Origin of the sequence: Chitinophaga sp. XS-30, from assembly GCF_008086345.1 — a bacterium.
GTDB lineage: Bacteria > Bacteroidota > Bacteroidia > Chitinophagales > Chitinophagaceae > Chitinophaga.
The window spans coordinates 3246341-3258345 of record NZ_CP043006.1 but is presented as its reverse complement, the minus strand read 5'-3'; the positions used below and the strand labels follow the sequence as shown (position 1 = coordinate 3258345).

Genomic DNA, 12005 nt, shown 5'->3' with positions numbered 1-12005 from the left:
ACCGCACATGATCATCGCCGGATGGCGTACACTATAGAGAAAATAAGCCGGACTGAATCAGTTTTACAGGGATTACCTCGTTGCCTCGTTATCAATTGCCATTCAAATATAAGCTGTTTCCGGGAACGTCGCCTGCCCGGGGCAGAAAATCCGGAGAATACAAATCCACCTGCAATATTTTTAGAAATCAGGATAGTAATTAGTAATTTTAAGCACCAATCAACCAAATACTTTGCACGGGGGATCAAAGTGAATGAGCGAGAAGCTAATCAATGAAAGGGAACTGCTGGACAGGGTGGCGCAGGCTGACGAAAAGGCCTTCGAACAGATCGTTCATTATTATTATCCCCGCCTGCTTCCTTTCACGTCCAATATTACCAAAAGCCGCAGCATCGCCGAAGAGATCGTACAGGAGGTTTTCCTGCGCCTCTGGCTCCGCCGGGATGAGCTGGACCGTATCTACCACCTCGGCTCCTGGCTGTTCACCATCGCTTCCAATCTCTCTTTTACCTATATCAAAAGGGCCGCTGTAGAAGGAAAGCTGCTGAAGCTCCTTCAGCTTGCGCAGGCGGACCATACGCTGGATACGGAAGAACGTTTGAACTGGAAGGAAAGCGGGCTCCTGATCCATGATGCCGTGCTCCGCCTCCCGCCACAGCAACAGCTGGTGTACAAGCTAAGCCGGCAGGAAGGGCTCAGCAACCACGAGATCGCGGCCCGCCTGCAACTCTCCCCCAATACGGTAAAAAACCACCTGGTAAAAGCCATCCAGTCCATCCGGCACTTCATCGGGCGCGCCACATTATTGCTTTTTTAATTTTTTTTTACCTGGACTAGTCCAACCGGGCGGTTCGTTAGTTATATATACACAGCGCAATAATATTCCACTATGTCAATACAGCAACAGGAGAAGCTCCAGTCCCTGCTGTCCCGCTACGTTGAGGGCAGTATTGGGGAAACAGAGGTTGAGGAATTGTCTCGTTTTTTGAAAGATGAGCAATACGATGATATCGTAAAACAGATCCTGACAGACCTGTCAGCCCACATTACGCCTGCCGGGACAGAAAAAGAGGAGATGCAGAAGATGATCAGCAGGGTGAAGGAAGTTTCGGCAAACATGCCCATGCGGGAACGGGTGCCTTATACCCGGTGGGCAGCCGCGGCTGTGCTGGTGCTGATGTTTGGCGTGGGCGGTTATTTCTTGTTTTATGGAGACGGTCAGCCTGCCCTGGCGCCGGTAACAACGCGCTACAGCAATGACATCCCGCCCGGCGGGAACAAGGCCATTCTGACATTGGCTGACGGAAGCACCATCACGCTGGATGATGCGGGACCGGGAGCATTAGCGCAGCAGGGCAGCACGCAGATCGTGAAAACAGGTACCGGCAGCCTGGCATATAACAGTGTGGCGGGCGACGGGGTTGTACATTATAATACCCTCACTACACCTTTTGGCGGCAGGTACCAGGTGGTATTGCCGGACGGGTCCCGCGTATGGCTGAACGCGGGCAGCTCCCTGCGTTACCCGACAGCATTTGCCGGGAACAGCCGGGAAGTGGAGCTAAGCGGGGAAGCTTATTTTGAGGTGACCGGAAACGCCGCCAAACCCTTCAGGGTACGGGCGCAGGACGGCACCAGTGTGGAAGTGCTGGGTACCCATTTCAATGTCAGCGCTTATGCGGGTGAGTCGCAGAGCACCACCACCCTGCTGGAAGGCGCCGTGCAGGTAAGCAAAGGCCAGGGCAACAGCCGCCTGGCACCCGGCCAGCAGGCCATTGCCGGAAACACCGTGCAGGTGCTGGCTAATGCGGACATCAATGCCGCAGTGGCCTGGAAGAACGGATTGTTCATGTTCAATGATGCGGATATTGAAACGATCATGAAGCAGCTCTCCCGCTGGTACGATATTGAAGTGGTGTACGAAGGAGGGCCTGTAAAAGAGCTGTTCAATGCGACCATTCCAAGGGATGTTCCTGTGTCGAAAGTATTTGAGCTGCTGGAACTGACCAACCTGATACACTTTAAAATAGACGGAAAAAAAGTCACCGTCATACCATGATAAAAAACAAACTGACCATGTAAAAACAACCAGGATCTTTAGACATGAAAAATCCCGTTTACGGATTGCGGCCGTGAACGGGAAGGGACGGCATTGTTATGCACATGCCGGTCCAATGGGTAATCGAATTATCGGGAATCAATTTTTTAATCACCCAAAATCAAATGTATGATTTTAACTGCTTGGTGCCAAACGAAGCATGGTGCCTTATGCCTGCCAACCAAAATTAAAACCGGCAATGTCCGGAGGCTCAGTCTTTTATCGCTCTTTTTTATTTTTTCCGGCCTTTTCGTACACGCGCAAACCGTTACCCTGAAAATGGAGAACGTTCCACTTGAAAAAGTGCTGCGGGAGATCGAAAAACAGACCGGCTATTCTGCCGTGTACGGCAAAACGCAACTACGGAACGCCAAACCTGTAGATGTAGTCTTTGAAAAGATCCCGCTGCGGGTTGCCCTGGATTATTGCTTCATGAACCAGGACCTTTACTATTCCCTTCGCGATAACAAATATATCGTGATCGTGACCCGGCCCGCACCAACCGTCAGAACCGGCACAAATCCCTCCACTCCCCTGCCCGATGTCACCGGCCGCGTGGTCAGTGAGCAGGGCGAACCGCTGGAAGGCGTGACGGTGCGCTCCACAAGCAAACCAACCGGTGTGGTGAAGATCGTCAACACCAACCGGAACGGTGAATACACCATCAACGTACCGGACAATACCACGCTTGAATACAGCTTTATCGGCTACCAGACGCAAAGTAAAACCGTCAAAGCCGGCGGCCGTTACGATATCAGGATGGCCATTGCCACCGCCCGCCTGGAAGAAATGGTGATCACCGGTTATACCGCAAAAAGCGCCAAGGAATTAACAGGTTCCGTGCAAAAGGTCACCGGCGACCAGCTGAGAAGCAGCGTGACCACGCCGAATGCCTTATCCATGTTGAAAGGGAAGACTACCGGCCTGTATATCACCGAAAATTCCGGCGAAGCCGGCGCCAAGGGGCAGGTCATCGAAAGAGGGCAATCTTCCATGGCTACCGCCACCAACAGTTATTACGGCCCTTTGTTCGTCGTGGATGGCGTGATCACCAACTACCAGAACCTGCAGGATGCGGTGAACCCCGCTGACGTAGAGGACATCACCATCCTGAAAGACGCATCCTCCACCGCCATCTACGGTTCCCGCGCCGCACAGGGCGTGATCGTGGTCACCACCAAACGCGGCAAGGCAGGCAAGCTGGGCGTGAACCTCACCATGCAGTACGGCGCCGTTCAGCCCGTGCGGGACATCCGGTTCATGAATACTTCCGAGCTGATCGCTTTTATGGACAAACAGATGATGCGGTACTGGGAACAAACGCCTTCCATCCGTACGACCTATCCCGATGTGGCGGATTTCATCAACGAAAGAAGAACTTATACGGATGCGGACCGCAACAATAATTTCAACTGGGAGGATGCGATCTACAGCAACGGCAACTTCCGCAATACCGAACTGAGCATCAACAGCGGGACCGACAAAACGAAGTTCTACGGAGGCGTTGCCTGGTACAAGGAAAACGGCGCATTGTACGACAATACTTTCGACCGTAAAAGCATCCGGCTGAACATTGACCAGGTGATCTCCAGCAAATTCACCGCCAGCTTGAATATCAGCTCTATTGTAGACAAAACCGTAAGGAGGAACGGCATCCCGGAGCTGTACATGATCCAGCCTTTCATGAATCCCTACAATGCGGACGGTACATTGGCCGACAGCCTGCCGGTCAAACAATCCAGCAACTACGGCCCCGTCTTTACCACCTGGTCGCAGAACTTCCTGGCGGAAACGGAATACGACAATACCCGGATCACCAATGTGCAGAACCACCTGGGCGCGCTGCGGCTGAAGTACGAGATCACACCCTGGTTGTATGTGCAAAGTTCCAATTCGCTGAACTACATGAATACGCACATCAATTCCTATCTCGATCCACGTTCGTATTCCGGTAAATACGGCGGCTATCCCTACCTGTTCAACCCTGCCAGCCCCGTGCTGCCCAATGGCACGCTCACGCTTAATGATACACGCTATACCGACTACCTGACTTCCAATACATTGAATTTCAGGAAAAGCTCCGGCAGGCATTCCCTCTTCGCCCTGGCCGGGCAGGAATGGGGCAAACGCACGACCGAGCTGACGAACGTTGATCTGTACAACCTCCTGCCCGGGGAAAGGAACATGGGCGCCGCCAAAGGGTTCGGCGGGCCTATACAACTGGTGTACCAGCTGCCTTACGCACCATCCGGCAACTACCAGGAAAGAGCGACCTTCTCCGTGTTCGGCCAGGCGGACTATAACTACGATCAGCGTTACTACGCTTCCTTGTCCGTGCGCACAGATGCCACCACCAATTTCGGCCGGGATAAACGCTACGGCACTTTCTATTCTCTGAGCGGCGGCTGGCTGCTCTCCAATGAAGCATTCCTGTCCGGCAACAGCGTGATCAACAACCTCAAGCTGCGCGCCGTGTATGGCACCTCCGGCCGTGATCTCGGCGATGGCTATCTGAACACCACTTTTTATTCGGACGGCGCACGCTATGCGGACCTGAACAACATCGGTTCTACCATCACACAGCTGGCCAATCCCGGCATTTCCTGGGAAACGATGTACAATACCAATATCGGGCTGGACCTCGGGGTTTTCAACCGCATCGATATAACGGCGGACATCTACCGTAAAAGAAGCTCCGGGCTGCTGCAGAACGTCTCCCTGACCTCCGCGCAGGGATCGCTCAGCCAGTACCAGAACATCGGCGAGATCATCAACAATGGTGTGGAGATCATGCTGAACGCACATACGTTGAAAAGCAGCACATTCAACTGGTACACGAATTTCAACATCAGCTTCAACAAGAACCATATCTCCTCGCTCTATCAGGATTCGCTGCGGGACAACTATTCCGGCGCCTATTACCGCAAGGTCGGGGAAGATATCAACGTGATCAAGGCTATAAAATTCGTGGGCATCAACCCGGAGAACGGCAATATGATCCATCAGAATGTTGATGCTTCCGGCAAGATGACAGACGTGGAAGGCATCGGCAACACTACGAACCTCGCCAACTGGCAGGTAGTTGGCTCTGCTACGCCGAAATTCTTCGGCGGCTTCACCAATACGTTCAAATACCGGCAGCTCACCCTGAGCATGGAATGGTGGTTCCAGTACGGGAACTATGTGATGATGTCGCTCGTAAACAACTTCCAGTCGCCTACAGCACCGCGGCTCGGCAGGAATAATGTGTTGTTTGGCGGCAATCAGCAGGTGTGGGAAGGACCGGGGGATGCGAACGCCAACTATCCCGACGTGTTCAGCACCAATCCCAATGCATGGCAATCCCTCACTTACCGCTCTTCCAGGATATGGGGAGATGCCAGCCATATGCGCCTGCGCAACGTACGGTTGTCTTACGACTTTCCCCGCGCATTGGTGCAGCGTCTGAAGCTGAAGAACGTCAACGCCTATATCAGCGGCGATAATCTCGCGGTCATCAAGAAAAAAGATTTTGTAGGGGCCGACCCGGAAGGCGCAACACTGAGCACCAGCACGGCTTATGGCGGCGTGGGAACCGGGTTTGCCAATCCCAGAAGGTTCCTGGCCGGTATCAATGTAGGATTCTGATAAAAAACGTTAACAATGAAACAAACAAAGATCAACATACTGCTCCCGCTGACCATCCTGCTCATTACCAGCGCCTGCAACAGGCAGCTGGACGAGTTGAGACCGCACAATGTCATCTATGAGGACCAGCAGTTCGCCACACCCGAAGGGTTCACGAAAGCCGTGTGGGGCGCATATGCCGCCGTTTCCGGTTCCGCCGTCGCCAGTTCATTCAACTATAACGACATGCAGCTTTTTCTTTCGGAAGCGCATGGAAATAATATCAGGGCATTGGACGCCCAGGTAAATAAAAACACAGACGCGTTCAATTATCTCAATTCTGCCGCGAAAGATCTGTCGTACACCTACGAATACTGGAGAGGCAGCTACAACATCACCCTGCTGCTAAACAAGATACTGGCCAATGTAAAGGAAGGTGAGACGAATGCCGTGATCCTGCAGGCAAAAGGAGAAGCGCTTTTCCTGCGGGCCTATGTGTACTTTAACATGGTGCGCCTGTACGGCCGCCCCTACTACCAGGATGCGGCGCAGAGCCCCGGCGTGATGCTGATCACCACGGATAACAACGGTCTGGGATTTGCACCGCCACGCGCGACCGTCAGGGAAGTGTACGATCAGGTCATCAAAGACCTGCAGGATGCCATTCCCCTGATGACGTTACCTAAAACCAACAGCTTTGCCGGCAAATATGCGGCTTATGCGCTGCTTTCCCGCGTGTATCTGTACATGGGCGGCACCTTTGCCCAGCCGGACGCAACCGCCAATCAGAAAGCGAAGCAATATGCGGATTCGGTGATCCTGAACGGAGGATACCAGCTGTTGCAGAACGCCGATTACACGGCCTATTACAACTCCGGCAGCACCGGCAACAGGGAAGATATCTTTGCGGTGAACACCGATTACAAGAACGGCCTGATCAGCAATCTGTACGCGATGCCTTCACAGATCAACTATTCGGGCGGATTGTACCGTCCCTCTCCCGATCTGCTGGGTTTGCTGCGGGAAGACGACCTGCGGAAGAAATTCTACGTGAAGAACGTCACGCCCGGCAATCCCGATGATTCGCTGGCCTGCGTGAAGTACATGCTGGGATATGTTTCCCTGTACAGCCCCTCTCCCGGCCGTTACCTGCGCCTGGCCGAGATCTACCTCAACCGCGCCGAAGCCGCCGTCAAGTCCGGCAACAACGGGCCCGCGCTGGCTGACCTGAACAGGATACGTTCGCGCGCGGGCATCGGGGATACAACAGGCATCACCGGGCAGGCACTGTTTGACGAGATATTGAAGCAACGCCGGCTGGAACTGGCCTTTGAAGGGCATGCGGGCTACGACTACTTCCGCAACGGCTTGCCGATGGTACGCAACTACGCCTCCAACAGCTCCGGGCCGATGACCATCGCCGCCAACGACCCAAAAGTACTTCTGCGCATCCCGGAGGACGAGATCACCGGCAATGGTAACCTGACACAGAACGAGCAATAAAATCACTGATCATGAAGAAAACCGTCACCGCAGCTTTATTGACGATCGGCACATGTAGCGCCGCTATCGCGCAGCAGTTCACACTTTCCGGGGAATTTACCGGCACGGCTACACCGTATGTTTATTTACGGTATGCCGATGACCAGGGAAAGATGGTGCTGGACAGCGCCGACGTCAGCCAAAACAAAAAATTCACCTTCAGGGGTACGCTTGCCGGACCAACCGCGGCGAGCCTGTATGGGAAAATGCAATCAAGGGGCATGGACGATCCCAATTACCTGTATTTTTTCCTGGAGCCCGGAACGCTCACCGCCAGCGTGAAAGAAGATAATTTCAAAGACAGCCGCATCACCGGCTCCCGTACGCAGGCGGACATGGATGCGCTGAATAAGCAAAAGGAGCCGCTGAAGCAGCAATGGGCGCCCTTCTTCCGCGCACTGGATTCCGTGAACAAGATTGACAACTTCAAGTTCCAGGAAATGAAAGGCGGGCTGAAGCCTTATTACAAGGAAATGGAAAAGATCGATTTCGGGTATATTGAAAAGCATCCCGGCAATTACCTCACCGCTTACCTGTTGAGGGGATACCTGCATTCGCTCTCTTCCGATTCCCTGCGGGCTTATTACGACCAGTTCCCGGAAAACATAAAAGCCACCATCGGCAAATCCGTTTCCGATGAGCTGGAAAGAAGGAAACTGGGTGCAGCAGGTACGATGGCAGCCGATTTTTCCGCTCCTGACATTACCGGAAAAACGTTGCAGCTCTCATCTTTCAAAGGCAAATACGTGCTGATCGATTTCTGGGCCAGCTGGTGCCTGCCCTGCCGTAAAGGCAACCCGCACCTGAAGAAATTGTATGCGGAATATAAAGATAAGGGGTTCGAGATCATCGGCGTGTCGGACGACGACCGCAAACCGGAGGCCTGGAAGAAAGCGGTAGACCAGGATGGCATCGGAATGTGGAAACATGTGCTGCGCGGGCTGGATATGGATAAGCTGATGGCCGGGCAATACAATGAAAGGGACATTTCAAAAAAATACGGCATCTATTCCCTGCCCACCAAGATACTGATCGACCCGCAAGGGAAGATCATCGGCCGGTATGAAGGTGGAGAAGAAGACGATGCAAAAATGGATGCCGCACTGGAAGCCGCATTCAAATAAATCACCACTAAATCTGTATGCACATGCTCCGAAAACAATTGTTATCGCTTGCGCTGCTCCTGACGGGCACCGGCGCGTTTGCCCAATCCAACACCGTAGTGGAAGGCCGGGTAGCCGGTCTCAAAGCAGGTACCAAAGTCTATCTCTCCCGGTTGACCTCTTCCGCCAAAGCCGATTCCACCATCGTGGAAAACGGCCGGTTCCGCCTGAATGTTCAGGTGGAAGAAGGTGATACTTACCTGCTCCGCGCGGGGAACGACAGGATGGCGGAAGGCAGTTCAGCACTGTTGTACCTGCAGCCGGGCAACCTGAAGATCACCGGGAAAGGCCCCATGCTGAAAGACATCGTGTACAGCGGCAGCAGCTACGCCAAAGAAATGAACAGCCTTTCCGAAGCCGCGAAAACACGCCCTGAATTCCTTGAGGCAGCGGCGCTGGGCAAAGAAATGAACGAGGCCTACAGCGCAAAGGATACGGTAAGGCTGGCCAGCCTGCAGGAAAAATACATGCGCGTGGACTCGCTGAAGAAGGTATATTATAACAACTGGGTAGCAGAACATCCCGCCTCGCCGCTCAGCGCGATGGTACTGTCGTTCTACATCCGCGAGCAGGACATGGAAGTGTTGCAGCAAAAGCTGAAAGCCCTGGAGCCGGCGGCAAAGCAGAATGCGCTGGCTAAAAAGATGCAGTTCAGCATCGACGCGGCAAAAGCTACAGCTATCGGCAAGATAGCGCCTGATTTCACGCAGAACGACACATTGGGCAAACCCGTTTCCCTGAAAGATTTCCGCGGCAAATACGTGCTGATCGATTTCTGGGCGAGCTGGTGTGTACCCTGCCGCAAGGAAAACCCGGCGGTGGTAAAAGCCTTCCAGACATTCAAAGACAAGAACTTCACCGTGCTGGGCGTATCACTCGATCAGCCGGGCGCGAAGGAAAAATGGCTGAAAGCCATTCATGATGACGGGCTGACGTGGACGCACGTGTCTGACCTGAACTGGTGGGATAACGCCGTTTCCCGTCAGTATGACATCCGTTCCATTCCCGCGAACTACCTGTTGGGGCCGGACGGGGTGATACTGGCAAAGAACCTGCGGGGCGAAGCGCTGGAGAAGAAGCTGGAAGAACTGTTGCAGTAGATGTATTAAAACCTGTAGTGCCCCCGGAAGTGGAATGCTTTCGGGGGCACTTGTTTTGCATCGCCCTGATATTGGTAATTTACCGTTTATTCCCTATCTTAAATACCTGCCCCATTCAGGGGCTTTTACAATATGCCCTGGGATCCCGACATATACAACAAGTTCAAAGAAAAACGGTACGAGCCGTTCTATGATATGATCAGCCATATTGACGCTAAGCCGGATATGCATGTTCTCGACCTGGGTTGCGGAACGGGGGAATTAACAAAGATCATTGCGGACAGGTTTCAGGCAACCCGGGTGACCGGTATTGATACCTCTGCCGAAATGCTGGCCAAGGCTCCCCAACAGGAAAATATCATCTTTGCACAGCGGTCAGTGGAAGAACAACTGCAACTGCCTGATCAATGGGATATCATCGTAGCCAACGCATCTTTGCAATGGGTCAACGATCATTCTGACCTTTTTCCGAAGATCATTACAAAACTCTCGCCGGAGGGCCAGCTTGCGGTACAAATGCCGTCCCAGAAGGAGAACCTGCTGAATCAGATCCTCTATGAACTTGTTCATGAAGCGCCCTATTACGAAGTCCTGAAGGGTTCCATACGCCGCTCCCCCATGTTGTCGCTGGATGACTATACGGCGTTAATGTTCAGCAATGGCGCAAAAGAGGCCATCGTATATCAGAAAGTATATCCCATCATTGCTCAATCTGTTGAAACCCTGTACGAATTTATCTCCGGTTCCGCCCTCGTCCCTTACATGGAAAAACTGCAGGGGCCGCTGCAGTCAGCTTTCACGAAAGCTTTTAAGGCCAGAATAGCCGCTCATTTTACTTCCGCTCCCATGGTGTATGCTTTCAAACGGGTGATCATCGTTGCCCGGTTCTGACAAACTACGGTTGACGTTGATCGCCCTTTGGGGCAGACAAGCTAGCACCGGGTTTACACTAATCTTCCTGGCCGAGATTTTGGTTACTATTCCGCGATTGTACCCGAGCGGATGTACTTATCGATTATATATTTGGTGATCGGCTTCAGCCGGCGGCCAAAGACTACAGGATGATCTCCCTCCGATGTGTAATATTCGATTTTGCTGTCAATTTTAGCGTACCAAACCTTCCCTATGGCCAGGTAGGTTATGGTGTCCGGCATAGTTATCTTCTTAAAGTTTTTCAACTTCACAGTATCTAAGGCTATGATCACCGCATTGTGTATTTTCTGGTTACAAGCTATGGGCTCATAATGATCTTCCATCCAATACATGCAGCCGCCGTTGTGGTTTGGCGGCTGATTTTTATCCATCCACCACCATGTGCCACCCGTTCCCAGCGCCAGTGATAACATAATGGCCGCCGCCAGCCTTTTCGCAGGTTTCCTCCTTAATTTTTCCTGATTACTGGTTCCCATAGCATTAGCATCCTGACTTTCCTTTTCCTTTGGGCTTTCAGGCAAATTCGGAGTTATTGGATCTTCCGGAATTACAGGATTCCCCGTTGTTTTATTACCTCCGGTTGCGGACAGGCTGGTAGGGGGATTTTCCCCTGTTATCCGGCCGGTATCACTCTCCATCAGATTGGTAGGGTACACCTTTCCTATTTCCCAGGGCCTGTCTGGAAAGTCAATTAACCAGGCCAGGAGCTCAATATTCTTTGGATCTGTATTTTCAGACCTCCCTTTCAGAAAGTTCACCAGGGGCCTGAACTTATCCGTGTCACACTGTTGAATGATAACCGGGTAAGTTCTCGACTCATTTAAATCTCCACTGAAGTCCCTGATTACCTTTTCATCTCGTTTACTTAAACCTTTGCTGCATCTCATTACACACTCCTCTTTGAGCCTGGCGGGCGTAAGGTGCTTCAAACCGTGGGGCAGCGTATTATCTACCTGCTTTTGTTCATAGGCTTGCAAGACCAGTCGTTCGTAATCAATAAAAGATGTCGTCATAAGTGAAATTATAAACTGAATAATCGGAATTGACCCCGCATTTCCGGAATTATACCTGGAAGATCAGGAATTACCGGAATTATTGGAATTGTTTGTAAATCAACCTGTTACCTCGTCCTATCTTCGTTCTGCGATCGGGCAATGCCTCCATAGCTAAGGGGCTCTCTGTACAGACCGGTTCGCTCCGGGCAAAGAAAGTGGAGGCCGGTAACCGGCTTGGGAAGCGATTATGAGCTTCCGCGATCAATGCCCACACTTCCCAGCACAAGTAAGAAGCGCTTCTTCACTCACTCAAAATCCGCTGCCGGATGCCCGGCAACCGGCAGCTCCATTTTTTCATTTCAAAAAATCAAAAAAATGTTAAGTACAATATTATACCTCTTGCTGGCATTCTTATGCCCCAGCCACTCCAATAATGGCAATAATAACAATGGCGATCAGGTCACTACTTTTGACGATACCGAAGGCGAAACCGGAACAATTCCTCCAAGGAACCCCTGATGCATACTTCCAGTGAGGCAAGACAGCTCTTGCCTCACTTTTCTTAATC

The 12005-nt window shown here is 52.2% G+C and carries 9 protein-coding genes; 8 read left to right on the top strand and 1 reads right to left on the bottom strand.

Annotated elements, in window-relative coordinates; translation table 11 throughout:
• Nucleotides 1-253: 253 nt before the first annotated feature.
• The 7 genes from FW415_RS13375 (at nt 254) to FW415_RS13345 (ending at nt 10400) form a co-directional block, all read left to right on the top strand.
• Nucleotides 254-817, top strand: a complete 564-nt coding sequence (locus FW415_RS13375; protein ID WP_148385782.1) for an RNA polymerase sigma factor — start codon at nt 254-256, stop codon at nt 815-817.
• A gap of 72 nt (nt 818-889) precedes the next feature.
• Nucleotides 890-2059 carry a FecR family protein gene (locus FW415_RS13370; protein WP_148385780.1) on the top strand — a complete coding sequence of 390 codons (1170 nt, stop codon included), beginning with the start codon at nt 890-892 and terminating at the stop codon, nt 2057-2059.
• Nucleotides 2060-2377: 318 nt separating this feature from the next.
• A complete protein-coding gene (locus FW415_RS13365; RefSeq protein ID WP_168208812.1) occupies nt 2378-5725 on the top strand; it encodes a SusC/RagA family TonB-linked outer membrane protein in 3348 nt (1115 codons plus the stop codon).
• Between the two features lie 15 nt (nt 5726-5740).
• Nucleotides 5741-7207: a RagB/SusD family nutrient uptake outer membrane protein gene (locus FW415_RS13360; protein WP_148385775.1), complete on the top strand. Its 1467-nt coding sequence runs from the start codon at nt 5741-5743 to the stop codon at nt 7205-7207.
• Between the two features lie 11 nt (nt 7208-7218).
• Nucleotides 7219-8370 carry a TlpA disulfide reductase family protein gene (locus FW415_RS13355; protein ID WP_148385773.1) on the top strand — a complete coding sequence of 384 codons (1152 nt, stop codon included), beginning with the start codon at nt 7219-7221 and terminating at the stop codon, nt 8368-8370.
• A gap of 23 nt (nt 8371-8393) precedes the next feature.
• Nucleotides 8394-9509: a TlpA disulfide reductase family protein gene (locus FW415_RS13350; protein ID WP_210420681.1), complete on the top strand. Its 1116-nt coding sequence runs from the start codon at nt 8394-8396 to the stop codon at nt 9507-9509.
• Nucleotides 9510-9641: 132 nt separating this feature from the next.
• The gene (locus FW415_RS13345; RefSeq protein WP_148385770.1) at nt 9642-10400 is read left to right on the top strand and encodes a methyltransferase domain-containing protein; all 759 of its coding nucleotides are present in this window, start codon (nt 9642-9644) and stop codon (nt 10398-10400) included.
• An 86-nt stretch (nt 10401-10486) separates the two neighbouring features.
• On the opposite strand, the gene FW415_RS13340 is transcribed toward FW415_RS13345, so the two are convergent.
• Nucleotides 10487-11455 (bottom strand): hypothetical protein, encoded by a 969-nt coding sequence (locus FW415_RS13340; protein ID WP_148385767.1) that lies wholly within the window; start codon nt 11453-11455, stop codon nt 10487-10489.
• Nucleotides 11456-11812: 357 nt separating this feature from the next.
• On the opposite strand from FW415_RS13340, the gene FW415_RS24995 reads away from it, so the two are divergent.
• The gene (locus FW415_RS24995; RefSeq protein WP_168208811.1) at nt 11813-11956 is read left to right on the top strand and encodes a hypothetical protein; all 144 of its coding nucleotides are present in this window, start codon (nt 11813-11815) and stop codon (nt 11954-11956) included.
• Nucleotides 11957-12005 lie beyond the last annotated feature (49 nt).